Genomic DNA, 25284 nt, shown 5'->3' on the forward strand with positions numbered 1-25284 from the left:
TCCGGGATCCTAAAGACGTCCGACCGGGACGCGCTGGAAAGCTGACAATCATTTGTCAGATCACGCCGGAGGTAGCCCGAGTGGAGCGGGTGGGTGCGTGAGTGGCACGATTCGGTGCGTGAGTGAGCGCTTCGACTTCACCGGCGACGAGCTGGCACCGGCCTATCGAGCGGCCGTGGACGCCATCGAGGCCGGCGACCTGGTCGTCCTTCCGACCGACACCGTGTACGGGATCGCCGCGGACGCCTTCAAGTCCGACGCGGTCCAGCGACTGCTGGACGCCAAGGGCCGGGGCCGGGACATGCCGCCGCCGGTGCTGATCTCGGTGGTGGAGTCGCTGGACGCGCTCGCAACCGACGTCCCCGAGTCCGGACGCAAGCTCTGCCAGGAGTTCTGGCCCGGGCCGCTGACGGTGATCTGCCACGCGCAGACGTCGCTGATGTGGGACCTGGGGGAGACCCAGGGGACCGTCGCGTTGCGCGTGCCGGACCACGAGAACACCCGTGAACTGCTGTCCCGCACCGGCCCGCTCGCGGTCAGCTCGGCCAACCTGAGCGGCCAGCCGGCGGCGCTCGACGTGTACGACGCCGAGGAGCAGCTGGCCGACTCGGTCGCGGTCTACCTCGACGGCGGTACGGCAACCGGCGGCCAGCCCTCCACCATCGTCGACATCACCGGTGACACGCCCCACGTCGTACGCTTCGGCGCCCTCACCCTCGCCCAACTCCGCGCCGTCGTACCCGACGTCACCAGCGACCTCGAGGCCGACGACGACGAGAAGCCCGAAGACGAAGCGAAGCCCGCCGAGGACGAGAAGCCCCTCGAGGACAAGTCGGCCGAGGACGACAAGCCCGCCGACGAAGAGAAGCCGGTCGAGGACGAGAAGCCGGTCGAGGACGAGAAGCCGGTTGAGGGTGACGAGCCAACCGAAGCGGTGGCCGAGGCGTCCAAGTCTGCGGAGAAGGACGAGAAGCCGACCGAACCCGATGTGAGGCCTGCGGACTAGTGCGCGAGTACCTGCTGGTCCTGTTCGTGGCCATGGCCACGACCTTCCTGCTGACCGGCGTGGCCCGGCAGATCGCCCTGCGGTACGGCGCTGTCGCGAAGGTCCGGGCCCGGGATGTGCACAAGGTTCCGATCCCGTACTTCGGCGGCATCTCCATCCTCGGCGGCCTGATCGCCGGTTTCGCGGTCGCCTCCAGCCTGCCCTTCCTCGGCGACAGCCTGCAGGTCGCCCACGACGCCCGCGCCATCCTGATCGGCGGCGTGGTGATCTGCGCCGTCGGCGTGGTCGACGACCTGTACGAGCTGGACGCGATCACCAAGCTGGCCGGCGAGGTCCTCGCCGTCGGCGTGATGGTTGTCCAGGGCATCCAGTTGTACTGGCTCCCGCTCCCCGGTGGCGTCGTCTCCCCGCCGCCCGCACAGCTCGCCGTCCTCACCGCCGGCATCCTGCTGGTGTCCTGCAACGCGGTGAACTTCGTCGACGGCCTGGACGGCCTGGCCGCCGGCGTGACCGCGATCGGCGCGACCGCGTTCTTCACCTACTCGTACCTGCTGAACGTCGAGCAGAACCTCGACCGGGCGACCACCTCGACCCTGATCACGGTCGCCCTGGCCGGTGCGTGTCTCGGCTTCCTGCCGCACAACTTCTTCCCGGCCAGAGTCTTCATGGGCGACTCCGGCGCCCTGCTGATCGGGCTGATGCTGGCCGCGTCGACGATCAGCCTGACCGGTCAGATGGACCCGAACGCGGTCCCGTACGAGCCCGGCGGCTCCAGCCTGTTGCCGGCGCTGCTCCCGTTGATCCTCCCGATCGCAGTCCTCGCGATCCCCGCGCTCGACCTGACGATGGCGTACATCCGCCGTACCAAGGCCGGCCGCTCGCCGTTCGCCGCGGACAAGCTGCACCTGCACCACCGCCTGATGCAACGCGGCCACTCACACCGCCGCGCGGTCCTGCTCATGTACCTCTGGACCGCTTTGATCGCGTACGGCGTCGTCGTCCTCGGGCTCGTGTTGTTCTGGTGGACCGCCCTCATCGTGCTGGCGGTCACGGTCACCGCGATCCTGCTCACCACCGGCCTCCCACGCCGTTCCCGGAAACCGCTCGCCAAGGTCTGAGCCGGGTCTGAGCCGGGTCCGAGCGGGGTCTGGGAGCAAACGGGTGGGGACCAGACCACTCGTCAGCGTGGCCTACCGATAGGGTGTGCCTGTACAGCGGCAAGGGGCTCGTTTTGCTGACCGCGCAGACTTTGTGCTAGTTTTCACAAGCACCAGCAAAGAACAGCGACACCCCTGACCCCGCCCACCCGACGACCAGGCTGTGAGACCCGGTCGCCAGCAGGACGGAACCACCAGATGGCTCCCTCGGCTCAGAGTCCGAAAGTCGCCGGCCAGGCCACCAGGCACCCGGCGTTGGTCATGCTGCGCGGCGCACTCGTCGCCGCGCTCGTGGTCGGCGTGAACGCCGCCGCCGTTTCGACGGTTGCCGCCGGTCTCGAAGGACTCTGGGGTGCTCTGCTCGGTCTGCTGATGGTGGTCGTCTTCTCCGGCGCCGGCCTGGTCGCGCTGCACCTGTCCCGCGGTACGTCGCCGACCATGCAACTGGCGATCGCGATGGCCTCCTACACCGGGCGGATCGCGATCTTCGGCGGCCTGCTCGCCCTCGCGCTGAACTCGGAAGGCCTGGCCCGGCACGTGAATCTGACTGTGCTCGGCGTCTGCGCCCTGGTCGTCGTGATGGGCTGGATGGCCGGCGAGATCTGGGCCTGGTCGCGGCTGCGCGTGCCGATCTACGACCTGGACGGCGAGGTCACCGGATGAGCACCCTGCGTAGTGGTTTGCCTGCTGTGCTGAGGGTTACGGGTGCCGATGTGACCGGATCTGTTCTGGACTGGTACCTTTCGGGTGCCAATGAGCGAGCATCAGGATCCGAAGCCATCACCCCCGAATGCGGGCGACGGCTGGCGGGTCCTGTCCTACTTGATCGGCGGTGTCGTGGTGTACGGCGGCATCGGGTTCGGGTTGGATCGCCTGCTCGGCACCCAGTTCTTACTCCCGGTGGGCATCGTCCTCGGTGCCGCGCTGAGCATTGTGATGTTGCACTTCCGGTACGGGTCGCGGTCCTGAGCCCTGCCGGGTCTGACGTTGTTGACCGCCATGCCCTGAGCCGCCCTGCCCTTAGCCACAAGGCGTCCGACTTGAGCACGACGCGAGAGGAGACCCGGTGATCGCCGGCGTTTCGACCGAGTTCAACCCACCCGGTCCAGCAGACTTCGACCTTCCGCCCATCTTCTCGGGCGTCGAATGGTTCACCAAGCCGGTACTGGTGGCCGCGTTGTCCGTGGTCGTCATCGTCTGGTTCTTCTGGGGCGCGTCCCGCAAGGCGGACATCGTCCCGAGCAAGCTCCAGTTCGCCGGTGAGCTCGGCTACAACTTCGTCCGGAACTCGATCGCCCGCGACGCGATCGGCAGCCACGAGCACATGAAGTACGTGCCGTACCTGTGCGGAGTGTTCTTCTTCATCCTGCTGAACAACGTCGCCGCGTCGATCCCGTTCATTCAGTTCCCGACCTTCAGCCACGTCGGCTGGGCGTACGTCGCCGCGGTGATGACCTGGGTGATCTACAACGCGGCCGGCATCAGGAAGCACGGCGTCGGGGGCTACTTGAAGCTCCAGACGATGCCGGCCGGTGTGCCGGGCTGGCTGATGCCGCTGATGATCCCGATCGAGTTCATCTCGAACATCCTGGTCCGGCCCGTCTCGCTGAGCCTGCGGTTGTTCGCGAACATGTTCGCCGGCCACATCCTGCTGCTGGTGTTCGTGCTCGGCGGCGAGTACATGCTGCTGCACTCCGGCAGCATCGCGCTCGGCGGCGTCGGCATCCTGACGCTGCTGATGGGCCTGGCGATCGCCGGGCTGGAGTTGTTCGTCCAGTGCATCCAGGCCTACATCTTCGTCGTGCTGACCGCGCAGTACATCGGCAGCGCGATCGCCGAAGAGCACTGATCCGCATCACCCGCAGTACCCCTAGACCGTAGTAACGGAAACCCGGATAGCCCCTATCCGTACCGAAAGGAACACACTGCAATGACTGCTCTCGAGATCACCGGCGACATTGCCGTCCTGGGCTACGGCCTCGCCGCGATCGGCCCGGGCGTCGGTGTCGGTCTGATCTTCGCCGCCGTGATCAACGGCACCGCGCGGCAGCCCGAGGCCCAGAGCAAGCTGCAGTCGATCGCATGGATCGGCTTCGGCGTGACCGAGGTGCTGGCGATCATCGGTATCGCCCTGGCCTTCGTCTTCCGCGGCGCCTGATCCCTTCCCCTGACTGACAGGACTCAGACATGTTGACGAAAGTGCTCCCGCTGACCGAGGCGGCGACTGAGGGTCCCAGCCCGCTGATGCCGCACACCGCGGAGATCATCTTCGGCTTCGTCTTCCTGGTCCTGCTGGCCATCGCCTTTGCCAAGGTCGTCGTCCCGAAGTTCGAGAAGGCGTACGCCGATCGGACCGCGGCCATCGAAGGCGGGATGAACGAGGCCAAGCAGGCCCAGGCCGAGGCGAAGGCGGCTTTGGAGAAGTACAACGCGCAGCTGGCGGAGGCCCGCCAGGAGGCTGCGAAGATCCGTGAGGACGCGCGCGAGCAGGGTGCGCAGATCATCGCGGAGATGCGTGAGCAGGCGAACGTCGAGGCCGAGCGCATCGTCACCCACGCCCGGACCCAGATCGACGCGGAGCGGGCCCAGGCGGTCGCTTCGCTGCGCGGCGAGGTCGGCCACATGGCCACCACCCTGGCCGGCCGGATCGTCGGTGAGTCGCTCGAGGACGAGGCGCGTCAGCGTCGCACCGTCGAGCGGTTCCTGGAGGAGCTCGAGGCGTCGGAGTCCGCACGTCAGGCCGTCGGAACGGACGGCTGATGCGCGGCGCGTCGAAGGAGTCACTCGCCCGGGCCGAAGAGGCCCTGGCCGGTGTCACCGCTGCCGAGGAGCTGGGCACCGAGTTGTTCTCGGTCGCCCGGCTGCTGGACGGGAACGGCTCGCTCCGGCGCGCCCTGACCGACCCGGCCCGTCCGCAGGCCGCGCGCACCGCACTGGTCGAGCAGTTGTTCGGCGGCAAGATCTCCGCCCAGGCGCTGGGGATCCTGACCGCCGCCGTGGCCGGCCGCTGGGTCAGCGGCCGGGATCTGGGCAACGCGCTGGACCAGTTGAGTGTCGAGGCCGAGGTGGCGTACGCCGACAACCAGCGGACCCTGGACGAGGTCGAGGACCAGCTGTTCCGGCTGGAGCGGGTGGTCGCGGTCGAGCGGGCGCTGAGCGAGATGCTGAGCGACCGCCGCCTTCCGGTCACCGCCCGGCAGGGACTGATCCACGGACTGCTGCAGGGCAAGGCCGACCCCACCACGGTGCGGCTGGCCGAGCGTGCGGTGGACGGCCGGGGACGGGGCTTCGCCGCTTCGTTGCGGGCCTACCAGGTCGCCGCGGCGGCTCGCCGCAGCGCGAGCATCGCCACCGTGCGGGTCGCGACCGACCTGTCCGAGGCCGACCGCACCCGGCTGGCCGAGGCGCTCGGCCGCCAGTACGGCCGGGAGATCCAGCTGAACGTCATCGTCGACCCCAATGTCGTCGGCGGCGTCCGGGTGGACATCGGCGACGAAGTGATCGACGGAACCATCGCGGCCAGGCTCGACGAAGCGCAACGGCGCATCGCGGGCTGACGGCTCTTAACGACATAAACCTTATGGTGCTAAGGGTCGGGAAAGCCTTTAGGGCCACAACAGGCCAGCAAGGTCAAGGAAGCAGGAAACACAATGGCTGAGCTCACGATCAGGCCGGAGGAGATCCGGGACGCCCTGGATCAGTTCGTCAACGAGTACCAACCGGCCGAATCCAGCCGGGAAGAGGTCGGCACGGTCGTCGACGCCGGTGACGGTATCGCGCACGTCGAGGGTCTGCCCTCGGCGATGACGAACGAGTTGCTCGAGTTCGAGGACGGCACCCGGGGCATCGCGCTGAACCTCGACGTCCGTGACATCGGTGTCGTCGTCCTCGGTGAGTTCGACGGGATCGAGGAAGGCCAGCAGGTCCGCCGGACCGGGCAGGTCCTGTCGGTGCCGGTCGGCGAGGGGTACCTCGGCCGCGTCATCGACCCGATGGGCAAGCCGATCGACGGCCTGGGCGAGATCAAGGACCTCGAGGGCACCCGTGCGCTCGAGCTGCAGGCGGCCGGTGTGATGGACCGCCAGGAGGTCCGCGAGCCGCTGCAGACCGGAATCAAGGCGATCGACGGCATGATCCCGATCGGCCGCGGCCAGCGGCAGCTGATCATCGGCGACCGCAAGACCGGCAAGACCGCGATCGCGATCGACACGATCATCAACCAGAAGGCCAACTGGGACTCCGGCGACCCGAAGAAGCAGGTCCGCTGCATCTACGTCGCGATCGGCCAGAAGGGCTCGACCATCGCCGCCGTCCGCGGTGCGCTGGAAGAGGCCGGCGCGATGGAGTACACCACCATCGTGGCCTCCCCGGCGTCCGACCCGGCCGGCTTCAAGTACGTCGCGCCGTACACCGGTTCGGCCATCGGCCAGCACTGGATGTACCAGGGCAAGCACGTGCTGATCGTCTTCGACGACCTGAGCAAGCAGGCCGAGGCGTACCGCGCGATGTCGCTGCTGCTGCGCCGCCCGCCGGGCCGCGAGGCGTACCCGGGTGACGTCTTCTACCTGCACAGCCGCCTGCTGGAGCGTTGCGCGAAGCTGTCCGACGAGCTCGGCGCCGGTTCGATGACGGGCCTGCCGGTCATCGAGACCAAGGCGAACGACGTGTCGGCCTTCATCCCGACCAACGTCATCTCCATCACCGACGGCCAGATCTTCCTGCAGTCGGACCTGTTCAACGCCAACATCCGCCCCGCCATCGACGTCGGTATCTCGGTGTCCCGGGTCGGCGGTGCCGCGCAGGTCAAGGGCATGAAGAAGGTCTCCGGCTCGCTGAAGCTGGACCTGGCCCAGTTCCGCGCGATGGAGGCGTTCGCGATGTTCGCCTCCGACCTCGACGCCACCTCGCGTCGTCAGCTCGACCGTGGTCAGCGTCTGGTGGAGCTGCTCCGTCAGCCGCAGTACTCGCCGTACCCGGTGGAGGAGCAGACCGTCTCCATCTGGGCCGGTACGACGGGCAAGTTCGACGACGTTCCGACCAACGACGTACTCCGCTTCGAGCGGGACTTCCTCGACTACCTGCGGCGCGAGAGCAAGGTGCTCGACAGTGTCCGCGAGTCCGGCCAGTTCGACGACGACGCAGCCGCGGCCGTGACCGAGGCGCTGGAGGCGTTCAAGCCGACCTTCCAGACCTCGGACGGCCAGCTGCTGGCCGCCAACGAGGCGCCGGCCGAGGCGATGGACGAAGAGGACGTCGAGCAGGAGCAGATCGTCCGGCAGAAGCGGGGCTGATCAACCGTGCCAGCCAGTCTGCGGGAGCTTCGCGAGCGTAAGGCCTCGGTCTCGACGATCAAGAAGCTCACCCGCGCGATGGAGCTCATCGCGGCGTCCCGGATCGTCAAGGCGCAGCAACGCGCCCAGGCGGCCGGTCCGTACGCGCGTGAGCTCACCCGTGCCGTGTCGGCGGTGGCGACGTTCTCGAACGTCGACCATCCGCTGACCACCGAGAAGCCGAACCCGAAGCGGGCGGCGGTGCTGCTGATCACCTCCGACCGCGGCCAGGCCGGCGCCTACTCCTCCAACGTGATCCGCGAAGGCGAGCGGCTGAACACGTTGCTGCGCGAGGAAGAAAAGCAGATCGTCCCGTACATCAGCGGCCGCAAGGGCCTGGCGTACTACACCTTCCGCCAGCGGGAGATCGCGCAGTCGTGGACCGGTGACTCCGACAGCCCGAGCTTCGCCCGGGCCCGGGAGATCGCCGACGCGCTGATCGAGGCGTTCCTGACCCCGACCGAGGAGGGCGGCGTGGACGAGATCCACATCGTCTTCACCCGGTTCGTGTCGATGCTGACCCAGCGCACGGACGTGATCCGGCTGCTGCCGCTGGAGGTCGTCGAGGGCGAGGAGGCCCCCGCGGCCGACGACGTACTGCCGCTGTACGAGTTCGAGCCGTCCGCCGAGGACGTCCTGGACGCGTTGCTGCCCAAGTACGTCGCCAGCCGGATCCACTACTGCATGCTGCAGGCGGCGGCCTCCGAGCTGGCCAACCGGCAGCGCGCGATGAAGTCGGCGACGGACAACGCGCAGGATCTGATCGAGAAGCTGACGCGGGATCTGAACCAGGCCCGCCAGGCCCAAATTACCCAGGAAATCAGCGAGATCGTCGGTGGCGCCAGCGCGCTGGCCGACGCATCCGCCGGGAGCGAGTGAGAGAGATGACTGCCACGGTTACCGAGAAGAACAACGAGGCCGGCGCCGCGGGCGTCGGTCGCGTCGCCCGGGTGATCGGCCCGGTCGTCGACGTCGAGTTCGCCGCCGATGCGATGCCTGAGATGTACAACGCGCTAGAGGTGGACCTGACGCTCGGCGACGTCACCCAGACCATCACCCTCGAGGTGGCCCTGCACGTCGGTGACAACATCGTCCGGGCCATCTCGATGAAGCCGACCGACGGCCTGGTCCGCGGCGCCGAGGTGCGCGACACCGGCGCGGCCATCTCCGTGCCGGTCGGCGACGTCACCAAGGGCCGGGTCTGGAGCGTCACCGGCAAGTGCCTGAGCCAGGACGAGTCCGAGTTCGAGATCGCCGAGCGCTGGCCGATCCACCGCAAGGCGCCGGCCTTCGACCAGCTCGAGTCGAAGACCGAGATGCTGGAGACCGGCATCAAGGTGCTCGACCTGCTCACGCCGTACGTGCAGGGTGGCAAGATCGGCCTGTTCGGCGGTGCGGGTGTCGGCAAGACCGTCATGATCCAGGAGATGATCTACCGGATCGCCCACAACTTCGGTGGTACGTCGGTGTTCGCCGGCGTGGGCGAGCGGACCCGTGAGGGCAACGACCTCATCAACGAGATGGAAGAGGCCGGCGTCTTCAAGGACACCGCGCTGGTGTTCGGCCAGATGGACGAGCCGCCGGGCACGCGTCTTCGCGTCGCGCTGTCGGCGCTGACGATGGCGGAGTACTTCCGCGACGTCAAGGAGCAGGACGTACTGCTCTTCATCGACAACATCTTCCGGTTCACCCAGGCCGGTTCCGAGGTCTCCACCCTGCTCGGCCGGATGCCGAGCGCGGTCGGTTACCAGCCGAACCTGGCCGACGAGATGGGTGTGCTGCAGGAGCGGATCACCTCGACCCGGGGTCACTCGATCACCTCGATGCAGGCGATCTACGTGCCCGCGGACGACTACACCGACCCGGCGCCGGCGACCACCTTCGCCCACCTCGACGCGACCACCGAGCTCTCCCGTGACATCGCGTCGCGTGGTCTGTACCCGGCCGTCGACCCGCTGACCTCCACGTCGCGGATCCTCGACCCGCAGTACATCGGCCAGGAGCACTACGACGTGGCCGTCCGGGTGAAGCAGATCCTGCAGAAGAACAAGGAACTGCAGGACATCATCGCCATCCTGGGTGTCGACGAGCTCTCCGAAGAGGACAAGATCACCGTCGCCCGCGCGCGCCGGATCGAGCAGTTCCTCTCCCAGAACACCTACATGGCGGAGAAGTTCACCAACATCCCGGGCTCCACCGTGCCGCTGAAGGACACCATCGAGTCCTTCAAGAAGATCACCGAAGGCGAGTGCGACCACATCGCCGAGCAGGCGTTCTTCAACGTCGGTTCGCTCGAGGACGTCGAGCGCAAGTGGGCCGAGCTGCAGAAGGACAACTGAGATGGCCGAGGATTCTGCCAAGCACCTCGAGGTCGCGCTGGTCGCGGCCGAGCGGACGGTGTGGCAGGGCCAGGCCAAGATCGTCATCGCCCGGACCACGGACGGTGACGTCGGTATCCTGCCCGGCCACGCGCCGCTGCTGGGCCTGCTGCAGGGTGGCACCGTGCAGGTGCGGACCGTCGACGACGAGTACTTCGTCGCGGCCGCACCCGACGGCTTCATCTCGGTGGCCAACGACCGGGTCTCGATCCTGGCCGAGAACGCCGAGATGGGTCACGACATCGACCTGGAGGAGGCCCGTCGCGATCTCGAGCGGGCCCTGGCCACCGGTAGCGACACCGAGGGTGCCCAGGAAGACGTCCGGCTCGCCGAAGCGAGGGTGAGGGCCGCCGAGAAGGCGGACTGACCCCACCTGTCATAATTGAATATCGTCACTGACAGTACGGTTCTCCGGCGGTGCCCGGGGCAGTACCGGACAATGGGCACCGGAAATGGGGTCGGCAAGGTATGAGGACAGTCCTCGATGTCGTCGGGGTCTGTCTGCTTGCCGCCGTACTGTTGATCATCGCTTTCGCGTGCCGCCGTCGCTGGTTGTCCAGGGACGGCGGCACGTTCGATTGCAGCCTGCAGTTGGCGCAGAAGGACCACGGACGCGGCTGGGCCCTCGGCCTGGCCCGGTACGTCGGCGACGAGCTCCAGTGGTTCCGCGTCTTCAGCCTCGCCTGGTGGCCCAAGCTGGTGGTCAACCGCCGCCAGCTCGAAGGCGTCACCACCCGCCGCCCGATGGGCAACGAGCCCCTGGTCACCTACGCCGGCCACGTCATCGTCGACGCCGAGCTCCGCGACCGCACGGTCCACTTCGCCATGACCGAAGAGGCCCTCACCGGCGTCCTGGCCTGGATGGAATCCGCCCCACCCAGCAGCCAGACCTACCACTGAGGCCAGGTCCAGCCGCCGCCGGGTGAGCCTCAGCCACCACGGCGGCGGTAGTGACGCTGAATCTGGGTACGTTCAGGGACGTGAACCGGATCGGCGTCTACAGCGGGTACCCGGACGTTGCCACTGGCACCGTTCGGGCCGTCTTCTGGGGCGAGGCGCGGCTGATTCGGGAGGAGTCGTGAATCGCTCCCGGCCGATCGGGCTGATCGCGTGCCTGCTTGTGGTGGGTCTGCCTGTGGCGGTGTTGCCGGCTTCGGCTGCCGATGAGTTGCGGGTCGAGGTCCTCTCCGGTCGCCCGGACACGGTGACTGGTGGCGACGCGCTCGTGCACGTCGATGTGCCGGCTGGCGCCGAGCGTGTGCAGGTGACGCTGAACGGCAGGGACGTGACGTCGGTGTTCACCGCCGACGGGCAGGGACTGACCGGTCTGGTCGGGGGCATGCGGGTGGGTTCGAACACTCTGCGAGCGTCGGCCGCCGACGAACGAACGACCCTCGAAGTGCGCAACTATCCACGGCAAGGCCCGGTGTTCTCGGGCCCGCACCAGCAACCGTTCGTCTGCGAGACCGCGAAGTTCACCATCCCCGTCATCGGCGGAACCCTGGGCGCCCCACTCGACGCCAACTGCACCGTCGCGCCGCGGGTCGACTACTTCTACCGGACGACCACGGGCCAGTGGGCCACGTGGCCCAAAGGCACCACGTCATACCCGGCTGACCTTGCCCGCACCACCAACTCGCTCGGCGTGAAGGTTCCGTTCGTCGTACGGATGGAAACCGGCAGCGCCAACCGGGCCGTCGTCCAGACCAGCATGCTGCACGACCCGCTCAGCGAGCCCGCGCCAACGCCCGTCAAGCGGACGGCCGGCTGGAACGGCCGCGCGATCTTCACCCTCGGCGGCGGCTGCGCGGGCGGTTGGTACCGCTCCGGCAGCACCACCGGCGGCGTGACGGACGCCTTCCTGCTCGGCCGCGGCTACGCGCTGATGTCGTCGTCGCTGAACGTCTTCGGCCAGAACTGCAACGATCTGACGGCCGCGGAGTCGGCGATGATGACGAAGGAACTGTTCGTCGAGCACTACGGCCAACCCGCGTACACCGTCGGCTTCGGCTGCTCGGGTGGCTCGTACCAGGCCCATCAGATCACCGACAACTACCCGGGCATCTTCGACGGGATCATCGTGGGCTGCTCGTTCCCGGACGTCGGGTTCGGGACCGTCACGTTCATCAGCGACGCCTGGCTGCTGGACTCGTACTTCACCTCCCGCGCGAGCGTCCCCTGGACCCAGGAGCAGAAGCGCCAGGTCTCCGGCTTCGCGACGTACGCGACCCTTCCGAGTATGGCGATCAGCGCCGGACGCATCGATCCACGCCGCAACTGCGACATCATCCCGGCCGCGGACCGCTACGACCCGCTGCAGAACCCGCGTGGCGTCCGCTGCGATGTCTACGACCACGCGATCAACGCGTACGGCGCTGACCCGGCGACCGGGTTCGCCCGCCGGCCGTTGGACAACGTGGGCGTGCAGTACGGCCTCGGCGTACTGCGGTCCGGCGTGATCACGGCAGAGCAGTTCCTCGACCTCAACGAGCGGGTCGGCGGCTTCGACGCCGACGCGAACCTGGTGCCGGCCCGGACGGTGGCGGATCCGCAGGCGCTGCGTACGGCGTACCGGACCGGACGACTGACCAGCGGCGGGGGAGGGCTGGCCGACGTACCGATCATCGACTATCGCGCGTACTACGACGATCAGTCGTACGGCGACATCCACGTCAGGTACCACACGTTCTCGATGCGTGCGCGGCTGGAGAAGGCGAACGGGACGTCGGCGAATCAGGTGAGCCTGCTGGAGAACGCGCAGTACGGCCTCTTCAGCACTGCGAGCCCACTGCTTCAACACGCCGTCGACTCGCTCGACCGTTGGTTGACCGCGTTGAGCGCCGACGACTCGTCCCGCCCACGCATCGACAAGATCGTCGACGCGCGTCCGTCCACGTTGGTCGAAGGTTGCCGTGGGCCCGAAGGTTTCATCGCGCAGCCGCTCAACCGCAATCCCTCGTCGCGTTGCGAGCAATTGTTCCCGTCTGCGTCGTTCCCGCGCGAGGTCGCCGGCGCGGGGGTGGCCGCTGACGTGGTGAAGTGCCGCCTCCACACGCCAGTCCGCAGCGACTACTCCAGCTTCACCGACGCCCAATGGAATCGCCTGCTCGCCATCTTCCCGACCGGCGTCTGTGACTACACCAAGCCGGGCATCGCCCAGCAACCCCTGGCCGGCACCTGGCTGCACTTCAGCTGAGGGTGAATCGGACGCGGTGAGCGCGGGGCTGCAGGTCGTACGGCGGCAGGATCGGTGCTCCACTGGTCGGGCTGCCGAGGGCGTGCTGCAGTGCGTCCAGAGTCACCCAGACGCGGTGCGGAACCCGATCCGCAGCGACACGGTCTCTCAAGCGACATCCGGTTCGATGGGTCCGGGTGGCGCGGGCCGAGCGGGCGTATCGGATGGTGGGAGCGGAGAGTCTGCGGATTCGTTCCGTCGCTGTCACGAACAGCCGGTTCGACGTGGTTGCGGCGGAAGCTGTCGTACAGTACGCCGACGACGTGACGATCCGGAATGTGTGGATCGGAGACACTCAGGTGGGGTGACGGCGTCCCACCCCCTCAGCAGATGAGAGGTGAGCGTGGCGGAGCGGGTTCGGCTGATCGACGTGGCACGCGAGGCGGGCACGTCGGTGTCGACGGTGTCCCGGGCGCTGAACGGTTCCGACCTGATCTCACCCGAGGTGGTCGCGCATGTGCGGGCGGTCGCGGGGGAGCTGGGGTACCGTGCGGACAAGCGGGCGCAGGAGTTCAAGCTCGGCCGGCCGCTGACCGTCGGGGTGACCGTGCCGGACCTGACGAACCCGTTCTTCTCCGAGGTGCTGAAGGGGCTCGCCGCCGCGGCCCGGGCCGGCGGCTACCGATTGCTCATCGGTGAGAGCGGCGAGGATCCCGCCGAGGAACTGCGCTTGGTCGAGGAGCTGGTGGACCACTCCGGTGCGCTCGTGCTCTGCAGCTCGCGGCTCAACCGGGCCGGCCTGGAGAAGGCGCTCGCGTTCCCGGTGCCGGTTGTCTGTATCAACCGGACGGTGAAGCACGCCGGTGTGGTCGCGATCGACTACCGCGCCGCCAGCCGGATCCTGCTCGAACACCTCACCGGTCTAGGTCATCGGCGAGTCCTGTACGTCGGCGGCCCGGCTACGTCCTGGTCGGACGGCGAGCGCCGGCGGACCTTGCGTCGTACGGCGCGCGCCCTCGACGTGACGCTGGACGAGATCGAGGGCGGCTGGGCCGGTCACCACGGGTACGACGCCGGGCCGACCGTACTGCGGAGTCGCGCGACCGCCGTCATCACCTTCAACGACCTGGTCGGCGTCGGCCTTCTCAGCTGGTTGCACGACAACGACGTCGAGGTCCCCGCCGAGCTGTCGGTCGCCTCCTACGACGACATCCCCATCGCCGCCTACGCCCGCCCCCCACTCACCACCCTCCGCAACGAACGCGCGCGGTTGGGAGAGCTGGCCTGGCAACAGCTGTCCGCAAGACTCTCGGGTGAGGACTGGCCGCGTCCAGACCTGCTGACCCCTGAACTGGTAGTCCGCGCCAGCACCGGCCCGGCTCGCCGACGAGCCCGCATCCGCGCCACCTGACCTCATCCCGAACCACGCCACGTGTCCTGTCGCGTCGCGTGCAAACGATTGCATTCAGGCGTTGTCTGGGTCAACTTCTTCTCATGCCGCCGCCGCGGGTTGTGTTGGGGACGGCTTATTACCCGGAGTATCTGTCGCGGGAGTTGCATGGTCGGGTTGATACAGACCTGGATCTGATGAGCGCGGCGGGGATCGGTGTGATCCGGGTGGGGGAGTCGGTCTGGTCGACGTGGGAGCCGCGGGACGGAGTCTTCGGGCTCGACTGGATCCGGCCGGTGCTCGTCGTACCGCAGGAGAACGGCGTGCGGAGCGACGTGCGGTGGGCCGAGCTGACTGATGCCGACGGCAACGGCCTGCGAGTGGAAGGAGCACCGCACTTCCAACTGACCGCCCGCCGCCGTCCTGACCTTCCGGCGAACGCGCTGATCGGAGATACTGAGGCTCGAGGACGGGGACGATGGGCCTGGGACGGCGATCCGGCGTGGAAGGGCCCGCGGCGCGGAGAGCCGCGCTGCTGGCTGAGCTTCGGCGCGTCGTCTTCGAGGCGCCGGCCCGATCCGGCGCAGCTGTCCGCGCGGCTGCCGCGAGTGATGGCCCGTTGGCCGAGCCGCTGCGGTCCTACGCCGCCAAGGTCCGCGATGAGTCGTACCGCGTGACGGATGCGGATGTCGCGGAGCTCCGAGCGGTCGGGGTCAGCGAGGACGAGATCTTCGAGATCACTGTCGCGGCCGCACTCGGCGCTGCCTGTCACCGCTTGGACGCCGGCCTGCGTGTTCTGCGCGAAGAGGCCTGACGATGAGGCTGCCGATCTTGGAGAGCGGGCACCGACTGCGGGCGCGGTTGTTCATCCGCTCGGTACGGCGACTGAGTGGCCAGCGACTGGATCCGGTCGCGCAGTTGGCGCTCTACCGTCCCCGGTACTTCGGCGCGCCGATGTTTGCCTTCGGCAGCGACGTACTGCGGGGTCCGTCGTACTGGACTGCCGCCGAGCGCGAGTTCCTCGCGGTGTTCACGTCTCGCCTCAACCAATGCCCTTTCTGCGTGCGGATCCACATCGAGACGACCCGAGTCGAGTCGGCCGGGCAGTTGGACGTCGACGACATCGGCTCCGTTCGTCCGCAGCTGGCGGCGGTGCTGCCGTTGCTGGAAAAGACGACCCACCAGCCGGACAGCCTCACCCGATCCGACGTCGATGCCGTCCGGGCGGCAGGTGTGCCCGACGATGCCATTGTCGACGCGCTGTACGTGAACCTGATCTTCAACGTCATGAACCGGCTGGCCAACGCCTTCGACTTCGAGTGGGACTCTGATGAGCATGTCCGGCTCGGCGCACAGGTCATCCACCGGATCGACTACAAGCTGCCACGCCTGCTGATGCACTGAGCTCAACCACCGGGCGGGTAAATCGGTGGGAACGGCGAAGCAGTTGTGCCATCATCGGCCGCCATGGAGACATACTTCTTCCGCGTGGGCTAGCTTCCCGCTGGCCTGTTCGTGGCTTTGCCCGCAGCCGGCGACGCGGGAGCGGACCCCCTTGGGCGCTCCCGAACGCTGACCGGGAGAAACCTTCATGCCCTCTGTGCGCCTCGGCGCGGCAGAGTCGATCACCCGCGCGCTCAACCTCGGCGACCAGCCGACGGTGTTGGTGCGTACCGTCACTGGCCTGGAGCGGCTCGCCGCCGCCGAACTGGCCGCGGCGAGTCACCGCGTGATCGACCTGTCCAAACGACAACTCATCGTCGAACCCACCTCCGCGACGATCATCACCACCCCACCACGACTGGCCGACGACCTCTTCGTGATCCAGGCAGCCGTGGCTGATCCAGGTCACACCAGGCCGGCGTTGGCAGCGGCCGTCGCTGCTGTCCAACGTCAGCTGACAGCCTGCCCGCCGGGCCGGTTCGCGGTGAGCGCGTCATTCCAGGGAAGGCGCAACTACAACAGGTTCGACGTCGAAGATCTCATCGGTGAAGCACTGCGGCGGCTCTCCGGCTCCAGGTATCACTCCCGCCGGACCGGCACAGCCCCACCGGACGAGCGGGTCGACTGGCGGGTGGTGCTCGACGGTACGACGATGTGGGTCGGTATCCGCCCCTTCGACGTACCGCTTCACCGCCGCGAGTGGCGCCGTCAGACAGTCACCGGCAGCCTGCACCCACCGGTCGCCGCGGCCATGGCAAGGCTTGCTCGCATCAGGACCGGTGATCGAGTGCTCGACCCCTTCTGTGGTGCGGGAACGCTCCTGCTAGAAGCACACGCGCTCATGCCGGGGGCGACGTACCTGGGGATCGACAAGGCAACGATCGCGGCCGCTCGCGCGAACACGCCTGAACACGCACCCGTCACGTGGTCTGTCGGCGACGCGCGACACCTACGCGGTCGAGTCGATCGCATCGTGACGAACCCGCCCTGGGACATCCGGCTCGGCATCGGCGACCTGACGCCGTACCTGAACCAATGGCGACAAGTCGTGCGACCGGACGGCCTCGTCGTCGCGATCCTCAATCACGAACAGGGCGACAGGATGATCGGGGATGCTGCCTGGCGGGTCCTCGACGTGTACGACGTCGCTGTCGCCGGGCAGCACCCCCGCATCCTCGTCGCCGAGCCGGCTAACTCCGGGCGAAGTACTCCCGGAGCCGCCGCGCATAAGGCAACCGTTGCTCGGCAGTAGCGGGCTCGGCGAGGTGCCGCGTGTTGTAGAGCTCATCCCCGTCGTACCGCGGAAACACGTGCACGTGGTAGTGCCACGCATCCTGATACCCAGCAGGCTCGTTGTGCTGCCGAGTCGACACCCCTGCGCAGTCGTAGGTGTGCCGGATCGCAATAGCCACCTCCCGTACGACGTCGTGTACCGCGTGCCCGTAGACCGCCGGAAGGTCATACAGGTTCTCGTGGTGCGCGGTCGGCACCACCAGCACGTGCCCACGGTTGTTCGGCCACCACCGGGCGGCGACGAACGCCATCGCGTGCTCGGTGCGCAGCACGATGTCCTGCTGCCCGGAGTAGCCGTTCTCACCGCCGGCCGCCACCAGGCAGAACGGGCACTCATAGTCGTCAGGCTCGTGGTTGAACATGCGATGACACTCCGCTCGCTTGTCCTTCGACCCTCGCCATCTTCGCGCATACCCGGTTCGAGTGCTGGTCGCGTGCGCGGGCTTGGTGGCGGCGGTGCTCAGGACGACGTGCCGCACCGCGGTACCGGGCAGGTGGGACCCGCCGACCCCCTACGAACCGCCGCTGCTGACGCTCTGCCCGTACCGCGCCCGTACCGATGCGCTGGGGTGATGCACCCCTGGGACTGGAAGGATGATGGACCGTCCGTGCCGGCACCGGGGGTCAGGAGAGGACGTGCGACGATGGCGGGTTCGGTCGCAAGGCGCAGGAAGAAGGACGCCCTCTGGCTGGTCGCGGGTGTCCTGCTGATCGGCCTGGTCGGGCTGCTGGTCGGGCTCCTCGCACAAACAGGGGAGCAGGTCGCGCGGATGTGGGTCGGGGCCGAGGTGCGCCCGGACGGAAGCGCGCGGATCACCGAGGTCATCGACTACGACTTCGCCGGCAAGGACAAGCACGGGATCTACCGGACCGTGCCACTGGACGAGCGTGGCGATCTGCGGGACGTCTCGATCACGATGGACGGTGCGGAGGTCCCGTTCCGGCTCAACGGGTCCCTCGTGACCGAGATGGTGATCGGCGACCCGGCGTCGACGGTGACGGGGACACACCGGTACCGGATCGAGTACACCCTGCGGACGCTGGGAAACCTTGAGCGGCTGGCCTGGGACGCCGTGGGCACCGAGTGGGAGGTGCCGATCAGGCGGGTGGAGGTGCACGTCGCCACGCCGTACGCGCTGCGGTCGGTGCACTGCAACGCGGGTTCGTACGGCTCGGGAGATCCCTGCGCGACGACGCAACAGCCCCGGCCGGGACAGTTGGATGCCGGCCACGGCGGCCTGGACAAGGGACAGGGCTTGACCGTGTACGGCACGTTCACGGAGGCCAGCGGGGGCGGTGCGACACTGCCCGAGCCGCCGACCGGACCGGCGCCCGCCGAGCCCGAGGGGCACCTCGCACAGGGCTGGTTGTGGATCACGGGGATCGCCGTCCTGGCCGCCCTGGTGATCGCAGAACTCCTCCGGCTGGCGGGACGTCAGCGTGTCCGGGGCGGACGCCGGATGGACCTGGGCAAGCTGGCCCGGACTGTTCGGCCGTCCTCCGTCCCCCCGGCGGAGCTCGGCCCGGCCCAAGGCGGCATCCTCCTGACCGGACAGGTTCGCAAGAACCATCTGGTCGCGTGGCTGCTCGGCGCCGCACTGGATGGCCACCTGCGCATCACCGGGGCGACCCAACCGGTACTGCGTAGAGCCGTCGAGGAGCCCGGCAACGCCGACAAACTGACCGAGCGAGTCGTCGGCACCCTGTTCGCCAGGAATCCGGACGTCTCGCTGCGCAAGTACAGCAAGAATTTCGCCGAGGCCTGGCGCGAGTTGGAGAGTGGGCTGAACGATTGGCGGCTGTCCGATGACATGGAGCTCTGGGTGCCAGGTGCGGAGCGAGCGCGCCGCGTGGCCCTGATCGCCGGTGTGCTGGCCGCTGTCGCCGGTGTGATCGTCTTGATCTTCACGGCCGACGGCGCGCTGGACTCGGGCACGGCCTGGCGCACGCCGACCGCCGTCGGCGCGGCACTGGCTGGTGGTGGTCTCGCGGCGGTGCTGCGGTCCTGGGAACTGAGGGCCCGTACGGCGCGCGGCTCGGAGCTGTGGTGCCAGGCCGAGGCGTACCGCCTCTATCTTGCCGGCCTTGAGGGGTGGGACGGCCGCGACGAGGACCTGCTCACCGCCTGGGCCGCCGGACTCGGTGAGACCACCTCCTGGACGATCGAAGCCGAGCGCGCAACGAAGCAGGGCGGTTCGGCCCGTCAGGCCCAGCCCGAGTACGACCACGTCCGCTGGCAGTTGGGCCTGTACCTGCCGATGGCCACCGACAGCGCCAGGTCAGCCTCCGGCGGCTCCGGGGGGTCGTCCTCCAGCAGCAGCTACAGCGGGAGCTCCAGCAGCGGCGTCGGCGGCGGCTCCGGCGGCGGAGGCGGCGGCTCCTGGTGAAGTAGGGCTCCCGCGCACGAACAGGTGCCGGATGCCACCCGCCGGCGCTGGCCCGGGAGCTTGCTAGGGATTGGCTCCCGGGCCGTGGAGGGTCGGCCAGCGATGTCCGCGAACTCGACGCCTACGACGGCCCGTGGCACTTCCGCAACCGCCGCGACTACTGCGACGGGTTGCGCGGCTTGCGTACGCCGGTCATCGCGGCAATCAACGGTTACGCGTACGGCGGTGGGCTTGAGCTGGCTATACACCAACGTGAACCACTACGTCGACGGCCTCAATCGCCTGCTGGGCTTGGATTTCGACGCCCTCGTCCCTTCGCACGGCGACCCGCTCGACGCCGCCGCCGGCCGGCGCCGCATCAGCGAGAGCATCGAGTGGGTGAGTGACGTCGACACCTTCACCCGCCAGCTCCTCCGCATCCGCGGTTCCCTCACAGTCCGTGAACTGGCCGGGGAGCTCGGCACCCAGTTGGGCGACTTCGGCGGGCTTTGCCTGCAGACGGTTCAGATGGCCCGTGCCCACCTCGAAGTACTGTCCCGCGAGCACCTCGCCGAACCCCGCTGGCACCTGACTTAACTCAAAAAGATGCACCGTTCGACCTAGCGTCACGGGCCGAGACACGATACAACGTTGGAACGGTAAGCGCTCTCCAAGCCGGGAGAGCGGCGTCCGACAACGACGCAGGGAGTGTGTCGCGTGGCTCGAACAGACGGAATCCTCCGCCCGGAAACCGACAAGTCCAAGCCGATCGATCCAGCCGGGGTGTCCGATTCCGGATCGCCGCCGACGTCCGCCTCCGGGAGATCCGCCCCTCCGTCGGGCGGTGGGAAGCTCACCTGGTGGGCGCGGGCGCGGCGCGACAAGGTGCTGCTGCTGATGGCGCTGCCCGGCCTGGGCCTGATGCTCGCGTTCCACTACCTGCCGTTGCTCGGCAACCTGATCGCGTTCCAGGAGTACCTGCCGTTCGTGCCGCTCGGGCGCAGCGCGTGGGTCGGGCTGGACAACTTCGCGGTGATCTTCAACGGAGACGCGGAGTTCCTCAACGCGCTGAAGAACACGCTACTCATCACCCTGGTCCAGGTGATCATCGTCTTCCCGGCACCGATCGCGCTGGCACTGCTGCTGAACAGCCTGCTGTCGGAGCGGATCAAGCGGATCGTCCAATCGGTGCTGTACCTGCCGCACTTCCTGTCCTGGGTGATCGTGATCGCGATCTTCCAGCAGGTGCTGGGCGGCAGCGGCATGATCAACAACTTCCTGCGGTCCCAGGGCTGGTCGACGATCGACTTCCTCGGCAATCCCGACACCTTCATCGCGCTGCTCAGCAGTCAGGTGATCTGGAAGGACACCGGGTGGGGGACGATCCTGTTCCTGGCCGCGCTGACGCGGATCGATCCCGGGCTCTACGAGGCAGCCAGAGTCGACGGAGCCTCACGCCTGCGGCAACTGTGGCACGTCACCGTGCCGGGGATCCGCGCGTTGATCGTGCTGTTGCTGATCCTGCGGCTCGGCGACTCGCTCACCGTGGGCTTCGAGCAGATCATCCTGCAGCAGAGCCTGGTCGGCAGACCGGCCAGCGAAGTCCTGGACACCTACGTCTACAACAACGGCGTGCTCGCGGGTCAGTGGGGCGTCTCGGCCGCAGTCGGCCTGGTCAAGGGTCTGGTCGGCGTCGCCCTGGTGATCGGCGCCAACAAGATCGCCCACATCTTCGGCGAGGCGGGGGTGTACAGAAAATCATGAGTACCCAAACAGACCTTGAACGGCCCACCTCCGGGCGGCCGGAACTGATCGACGGGCCGGGGATGCCGGTTCGGGCGATCAAGGGCATCGTGCTGGTGCTCTGCTGCTTGGTCGTGATCATTCCCTTCATCGGGGTGATCTCGACCAGCATCGCCAGTCAGGCGCATGTGACCAATTCCGGCGGCTTCGTGCTGTGGCCGGACGGGATCAACCTGGACGCGTATCGGACCATCTTCAACGGTGGCGTCGTACTGCAGGCACTGCTGATCAGCTTCACGATCACCATCGGCGGCACCCTGATCAGCCTGGCCGGGTCGACCATGCTGGCGTACGCGCTCAGCCGGCCGGGTTCGTTCGGGCAGCGGCCGATGCTGATGATCGTCCTGTTCAGCCTGCTGTTCAGCCCCGGCCTGATCCCGAACTACCTGGTGGTGAAGCAGTTCGGCCTGCTGGACTCGCTGCTCGCACTGATCCTGCCGACCGCGATCAGCGGGTTCAACGTGATCATCCTCCGCTCGTTCTTCATGAGCATCCCGGACGAGGTGATCGACTCCGCCCGGGTCGACGGCGCCGGCGACTTCCGGATCTTCTGGTCGATCATCCTGCCGCTGTCCAAGGCGGTGCTCGCGGTGATCGGCCTGTTCTACGCGGTCGGCTACTGGAACGCGTTCTTCAGCGCCATGCTCTACATCAGCGACACCGCCAAGTGGCCGCTGCAGCTGGTACTGCGGACCTACGTGATCAACAACACCGAGCTCAGCAGTGGTGACCTCGGTGGCGCGGCCGCCGACCAGCTTCCGCCGCAGGAGTCGATCCAGATGGCGATCCTGGTGGTCTCCTTGGTGCCGATCCTGATCGTTTACCCGTTCCTGCAGCGGCACTTCGCCAAGGGAATGCTGACCGGGGCGGTGAAGGGATGACCATGATCAGCAGACGAACTCTCCTCGGCGGGTCGTTGGCCGCCGCCGCCATCGGCAGCCTCAGCGGCTGTGCCACGGTGACCCGGTCGACGGACATCGCGGCTCTGAACAAGCCCGTACAACTGCCGACGTACCGGCGTTTCGACGGACCGAAGCCGGACCTGCCGCGCAGCCATCCGCTGATGCCGGACTGCTTCTACCGGTTCCCGGCCCAGCCGGCTCGGGTCACCGACGGCGTACCCGGTGACGGCGAGGACCTGACCGGGAGCGTGCCGACATCGAATCCGATCCCACCGACTGCCGACCGCAACCAGTACTGGCAGGAGCTGAACCGCAGGCTCGGCTCACCGCTCGAGCTGACCATCACCGCGGCCGGTGACTACGACGACAAGTTCGCGACGTCCGTCGCCGGGGACACCCTCGGCGATCTGTTCAACGTGTACGGCGACTTCGCCTATCTGCCGCAGTTCCTCGAGGCGAGAGCCCAGGATCTGACCGAGCACCTGTCCGGCGATGCGATCCTGGAGTACCCGTTCTTGGCCAACCTGTCCGCCGACGCCTGGCGCGGGTGCGTGTTCTCCGGCGGCATCCGGGCGGTGCCGATCCAGCGCGGGGTGATGTCGACCGACCTGCTGCTGGCGCGGCAGGACATCCTCGATCAGCTCGGCGTCGAGCTCGGTTCGCCCAATCTGGACGAGTTGATCAAGGTCGCGAAGGCGGTCACGGACGAGAAGAAGAATCGCTGGGCGTTCGCCCTTCCGCCCAGGTGGGCGCTGTCCGCGATGCTGGGGCTGCCCAGGGACTGGGAGGTCCGCGACGGTCGCCTGGTGCACACCTGGGAACTCGAGGAGCACAAGGAGATGGTCGCGATCGGCCGGCAGTTGGTCGTCGACGGGCTGATCCATCCCGACGGGGTGGCGAAGAACAACCAGAAGGTCTGGTTCAGCCAGGGCTCGGCGGTGATGACGTCGGACACGTACTCCTCGATCCAGAGCTTCTACCGGCGCAGTGTCGTGAAGGACTTCGCGATCGCGATCCCGGTCGTCCGCAACCAGGCCGGAAAGACCGCTCGGGTCCTGCTGGGCAAGCCGGTCAACTCGATCGCGGCGGTCAAGCCCAGCTCGCCGGAGCGCACCAAGATGCTGCTGCGGGTGCTGAACTGGATGGCCGCGCCGTTCGGCACCGAGGAGTACCTGTTCCGCAAGTTCGGTCTGCCCGGGCGGCACTACACGCTGAACGGCACCGACCCGGTGCTGACCGAGACCGGCGGCAGCGAGGTCTGCCTGGGCGAGTTCCCGATCCAGTACCTGGCCGACGGCGGCTTCCCGGTCTACTTCCCGGGCCGTCCGGAGGCGGTCGACGTGGCGTACAACCACCTCAAGGCGATCCTGCCGACCGCTGCCCAGCAGCCGACGTACGGGCTCTATTCGCCGACCCACTCGACCAAGTTCAAGGTCTTCGACACCAAGTTCGACGCCCTCACCAAGGACATCCAGCTCGGCCGGGCCGACCTCTCCACCTGGGACAAGGCAGTCGCCGACTGGCGAAAGGCCGGCGGCGACGCCATCCGCCACGAATTCGAGGAGGCCATGGCCACCCAAGGAAGGAAGTAACGCGGTGCCGGGGCAACCTCGCCCCGGCACCACCAACGGCTCCTCTCAGTCGCAGCGGAGGGTGTCGAGGTCCGCCGTGTGACCCATCGCGTGGCTGCCCGCGTCGTTGGGGTGGAGGCCGTCGCCCCCGTCGTACGTTGCAGGCGGGTCGGGTCGGGTCGGCGGGGTCGCGAGTGGCGGCGTCGAAGTCGACGAAGCCGTCGAACTCACCGCTGGTCCGGATGAACGCCGCGCCGCACCCACCGCCATCACCGGCGCACTCGCGCCCACTCGGCGCCACCAGTATTCATACTGCCAAGTCACCGCTGAATAGATATGACTCAACGAGTTGCAGTTGTTGCAGCGCCCAACGGCCCGTTCCCGGAGACAAGCGGTCGGGGGGACCGAAGGACAGGAGGTATGGATGCTGCGTGCCCGGCCGCCCGCCGACGAACGCTTGCCGACCGCGGCAAGGCGCGACTACCTCCTGTCGTTCGGCACGCCAATCCGCTGCGCCAACGTCCGCCTTGTGGTGTCGACGACCCACGCAGGGTCCCCGATCACATGCTGGTAGGTGAATCTCAGGACCACCCAACCCGCCCTGACGAGTTCGTTGTACCGCCCGCAGTCTGCGGCGAAGTCATTCGGCGATCCGTGGAACTCGTAACCCTCTGCCTCCAGTGCGACCTGCGCCCCCCGATTGCCGAGATCGACGCGCACCCGGAACGGTCCGGAGCGCACCATCACCTGCGGCTCGAACCCATCCACGCCGTGGGTGATCAGCAGCGCTCGAAGCATCGACTCGAGGAAACTGCCGGCCCGACCGTCCGCACAGGCGGCGACCCGGCGGATGTTCGGGCAGCCGGGACCGCGTGCCGCGACGGTCGCCCGGAGCAGTTCGTCCGGGGCGATCAGCCCGCTGGCCAGCGCGGCATCAGCCACCGCGAGCGCCTCGCCGAACGGGAGCAGTCTCGCGCAGTCGATGACTGTCCGGAGCAGTGAAGTCGTCCCGGTCCGGCGCTCGTCCGCCGTGACCTCGGCCCAGTGCAGGACGGCGGGCGGACCACGACGCGGCTTGCGCTTCACCGGAACGATGATGTGCGGCTTCGACGGCGCCACCAGCAGCGGAAGGTTCCACACCTGCGCGGCACTCAGGTGCGAGAGGACACCGTCATAAGCAACTGCGGTCATCCGGTCCGTTGCCGAGCCTGGCAGGGTGTAGACCCCTCGCCTCAGCCGCTCCACCTCACCACGGCGCACGGCCGAGGCCAGGGCCCTCTTGGAAGTGGCAGCCACGAGTTCCGCCGAGCTTGCCGCACGCCCCAGACGCCGGAGGACGTCGGCAACAGACTCCATCCGGAAATGCTGCCCGAGTTCGGCCCGACGCTGCTTCCGGTTGTCCACAGGGGACCGAAGGACAGGACGTATCACCCGGATCAGCCGGTGCAGCGCCCGATCCACGCGGGAACA

At 67.8% G+C, this 25284-nt stretch carries 28 protein-coding genes; 25 read left to right on the top strand and 3 right to left on the bottom strand.

Annotated features, from left to right (window positions below; translation table 11 throughout):
• Window positions 1-118: 118 nt before the first annotated feature.
• The 15 genes from V9K99_RS37925 to V9K99_RS37995 all read left to right on the top strand — a co-directional run bounded on the left by V9K99_RS37925 (window position 119) and on the right by V9K99_RS37995 (window position 13067).
• Window positions 119-1006 (top strand): L-threonylcarbamoyladenylate synthase, encoded by an 888-nt coding sequence (locus V9K99_RS37925; RefSeq protein ID WP_337010114.1) that lies wholly within the window; start codon window positions 119-121, stop codon window positions 1004-1006.
• Window positions 1006-2124, top strand: a complete 1119-nt coding sequence (locus V9K99_RS37930) for a glycosyltransferase family 4 protein (protein WP_337010116.1) — start codon at window positions 1006-1008, stop codon at window positions 2122-2124. Before V9K99_RS37925 ends, V9K99_RS37930 begins: the two co-directional genes overlap by 1 nt.
• A gap of 237 nt (window positions 2125-2361) precedes the next feature.
• Complete coding sequence (locus V9K99_RS37935) at window positions 2362-2826, top strand: hypothetical protein (RefSeq protein WP_337010118.1); 465 nt, start codon at window positions 2362-2364, stop codon at window positions 2824-2826.
• A 90-nt stretch (window positions 2827-2916) separates the two neighbouring features.
• On the top strand, window positions 2917-3132 hold the full coding sequence (locus tag V9K99_RS37940; RefSeq protein ID WP_337010120.1) for a hypothetical protein: 216 nt from the start codon (window positions 2917-2919) through the stop codon (window positions 3130-3132).
• Window positions 3133-3229: 97 nt separating this feature from the next.
• Complete coding sequence (gene atpB, locus V9K99_RS37945) at window positions 3230-4012, top strand: F0F1 ATP synthase subunit A (RefSeq protein WP_337010122.1); 783 nt, start codon at window positions 3230-3232, stop codon at window positions 4010-4012.
• Window positions 4013-4093: 81 nt separating this feature from the next.
• The gene (gene atpE, locus V9K99_RS37950) at window positions 4094-4321 is read left to right on the top strand and encodes an ATP synthase F0 subunit C (RefSeq protein WP_337010124.1); all 228 of its coding nucleotides are present in this window, start codon (window positions 4094-4096) and stop codon (window positions 4319-4321) included.
• Between the two features lie 29 nt (window positions 4322-4350).
• Complete coding sequence (locus V9K99_RS37955; protein WP_337010126.1) at window positions 4351-4923, top strand: F0F1 ATP synthase subunit B; 573 nt, start codon at window positions 4351-4353, stop codon at window positions 4921-4923.
• Entirely contained in the window at window positions 4923-5720 is a 798-nt protein-coding gene (locus tag V9K99_RS37960; protein WP_337010128.1) for a F0F1 ATP synthase subunit delta, read from the top strand. The genes V9K99_RS37955 and V9K99_RS37960 overlap by 1 nt, the downstream gene beginning before the upstream one ends.
• 93 nt (window positions 5721-5813) lie before the next feature.
• On the top strand, window positions 5814-7454 hold the full coding sequence (gene atpA, locus V9K99_RS37965; RefSeq protein WP_337010130.1) for a F0F1 ATP synthase subunit alpha: 1641 nt from the start codon (window positions 5814-5816) through the stop codon (window positions 7452-7454).
• Between the two features lie 6 nt (window positions 7455-7460).
• On the top strand, window positions 7461-8372 hold the full coding sequence (locus V9K99_RS37970) for a F0F1 ATP synthase subunit gamma (protein WP_337010132.1): 912 nt from the start codon (window positions 7461-7463) through the stop codon (window positions 8370-8372).
• A 5-nt stretch (window positions 8373-8377) separates the two neighbouring features.
• Complete coding sequence (atpD, locus tag V9K99_RS37975; protein WP_337010134.1) at window positions 8378-9832, top strand: F0F1 ATP synthase subunit beta; 1455 nt, start codon at window positions 8378-8380, stop codon at window positions 9830-9832.
• A 1-nt stretch (window position 9833) separates the two neighbouring features.
• On the top strand, window positions 9834-10238 hold the full coding sequence (locus V9K99_RS37980) for a F0F1 ATP synthase subunit epsilon (RefSeq protein WP_337010136.1): 405 nt from the start codon (window positions 9834-9836) through the stop codon (window positions 10236-10238).
• Between the two features lie 101 nt (window positions 10239-10339).
• On the top strand, window positions 10340-10771 hold the full coding sequence (locus V9K99_RS37985) for a DUF2550 domain-containing protein (protein WP_337010138.1): 432 nt from the start codon (window positions 10340-10342) through the stop codon (window positions 10769-10771).
• Window positions 10772-10821: 50 nt separating this feature from the next.
• A complete protein-coding gene (locus V9K99_RS37990; RefSeq protein WP_337010140.1) occupies window positions 10822-10953 on the top strand; it encodes a hypothetical protein in 132 nt (43 codons plus the stop codon).
• Window positions 10950-13067, top strand: a complete 2118-nt coding sequence (locus tag V9K99_RS37995; protein WP_337010142.1) for a DUF6351 family protein — start codon at window positions 10950-10952, stop codon at window positions 13065-13067. The genes V9K99_RS37990 and V9K99_RS37995 overlap by 4 nt, the downstream gene beginning before the upstream one ends.
• Here the strand turns inward: V9K99_RS37995 and V9K99_RS38000 are convergent.
• Window positions 13060-13218: a hypothetical protein gene (locus V9K99_RS38000; protein WP_337010144.1), complete on the bottom strand. Its 159-nt coding sequence runs from the start codon at window positions 13216-13218 to the stop codon at window positions 13060-13062. The genes V9K99_RS37995 and V9K99_RS38000 overlap by 8 nt on opposite strands.
• A gap of 231 nt (window positions 13219-13449) precedes the next feature.
• On the opposite strand from V9K99_RS38000, the gene V9K99_RS38005 reads away from it, so the two are divergent.
• The 5 genes from V9K99_RS38005 to V9K99_RS38025 all read left to right on the top strand — a co-directional run bounded on the left by V9K99_RS38005 (window position 13450) and on the right by V9K99_RS38025 (window position 17131).
• The gene (locus V9K99_RS38005) at window positions 13450-14457 is read left to right on the top strand and encodes a LacI family DNA-binding transcriptional regulator (RefSeq protein ID WP_337010146.1); all 1008 of its coding nucleotides are present in this window, start codon (window positions 13450-13452) and stop codon (window positions 14455-14457) included.
• A gap of 83 nt (window positions 14458-14540) precedes the next feature.
• Window positions 14541-15113 (top strand): beta-galactosidase, encoded by a 573-nt coding sequence (locus tag V9K99_RS38010; RefSeq protein WP_337336425.1) that lies wholly within the window; start codon window positions 14541-14543, stop codon window positions 15111-15113.
• Window positions 15110-15250, top strand: coding sequence for a hypothetical protein (locus V9K99_RS38015; protein ID WP_337336426.1), 141 nt, complete (start codon window positions 15110-15112; stop codon window positions 15248-15250). The genes V9K99_RS38010 and V9K99_RS38015 overlap by 4 nt, the downstream gene beginning before the upstream one ends.
• A 2-nt stretch (window positions 15251-15252) precedes the next feature.
• Window positions 15253-15840: a hypothetical protein gene (locus V9K99_RS38020; RefSeq protein ID WP_337010151.1), complete on the top strand. Its 588-nt coding sequence runs from the start codon at window positions 15253-15255 to the stop codon at window positions 15838-15840.
• A gap of 187 nt (window positions 15841-16027) precedes the next feature.
• Complete coding sequence (locus tag V9K99_RS38025; protein WP_337010153.1) at window positions 16028-17131, top strand: TRM11 family SAM-dependent methyltransferase; 1104 nt, start codon at window positions 16028-16030, stop codon at window positions 17129-17131.
• Here the strand turns inward: V9K99_RS38025 and V9K99_RS38030 are convergent.
• On the bottom strand, window positions 17070-17534 hold the full coding sequence (locus V9K99_RS38030; RefSeq protein WP_337010155.1) for an HIT family protein: 465 nt from the start codon (window positions 17532-17534) through the stop codon (window positions 17070-17072). The two genes, V9K99_RS38025 and V9K99_RS38030, sit on opposite strands and share 62 nt — an antisense overlap.
• Window positions 17535-17816: 282 nt before the next feature.
• Here V9K99_RS38030 and V9K99_RS38035 point away from each other — a divergent pair, with 282 nt between their 5' ends.
• The 5 genes from V9K99_RS38035 to V9K99_RS38055 all read left to right on the top strand — a co-directional run bounded on the left by V9K99_RS38035 (window position 17817) and on the right by V9K99_RS38055 (window position 23835).
• Entirely contained in the window at window positions 17817-19559 is a 1743-nt protein-coding gene (locus V9K99_RS38035; RefSeq protein WP_337010157.1) for a DUF2207 domain-containing protein, read from the top strand.
• 231 nt (window positions 19560-19790) lie between these two features.
• Entirely contained in the window at window positions 19791-20135 is a 345-nt protein-coding gene (locus V9K99_RS38040; RefSeq protein ID WP_337010159.1) for a hypothetical protein, read from the top strand.
• A gap of 120 nt (window positions 20136-20255) precedes the next feature.
• Window positions 20256-21302, top strand: coding sequence for an ABC transporter permease (locus V9K99_RS38045; RefSeq protein ID WP_337010161.1), 1047 nt, complete (start codon window positions 20256-20258; stop codon window positions 21300-21302).
• Window positions 21299-22222, top strand: coding sequence for a carbohydrate ABC transporter permease (locus tag V9K99_RS38050; protein WP_337010163.1), 924 nt, complete (start codon window positions 21299-21301; stop codon window positions 22220-22222). The genes V9K99_RS38045 and V9K99_RS38050 overlap by 4 nt, the downstream gene beginning before the upstream one ends.
• Window positions 22223-22224: 2 nt before the next feature.
• Window positions 22225-23835: a substrate-binding domain-containing protein gene (locus V9K99_RS38055; RefSeq protein WP_337010165.1), complete on the top strand. Its 1611-nt coding sequence runs from the start codon at window positions 22225-22227 to the stop codon at window positions 23833-23835.
• Window positions 23836-24294: 459 nt separating this feature from the next.
• On the opposite strand, the gene V9K99_RS38060 is transcribed toward V9K99_RS38055, so the two are convergent.
• On the bottom strand, window positions 24295-25170 hold the full coding sequence (locus tag V9K99_RS38060; protein ID WP_337012023.1) for a type IV toxin-antitoxin system AbiEi family antitoxin domain-containing protein: 876 nt from the start codon (window positions 25168-25170) through the stop codon (window positions 24295-24297).
• Window positions 25171-25284: the final 114 nt, after the last annotated feature.

The organism is Kribbella sp. CCNWLW201 (assembly GCF_037203805.1).
Taxonomy (GTDB): Bacteria; Actinomycetota; Actinomycetes; order Propionibacteriales; family Kribbellaceae; genus Kribbella.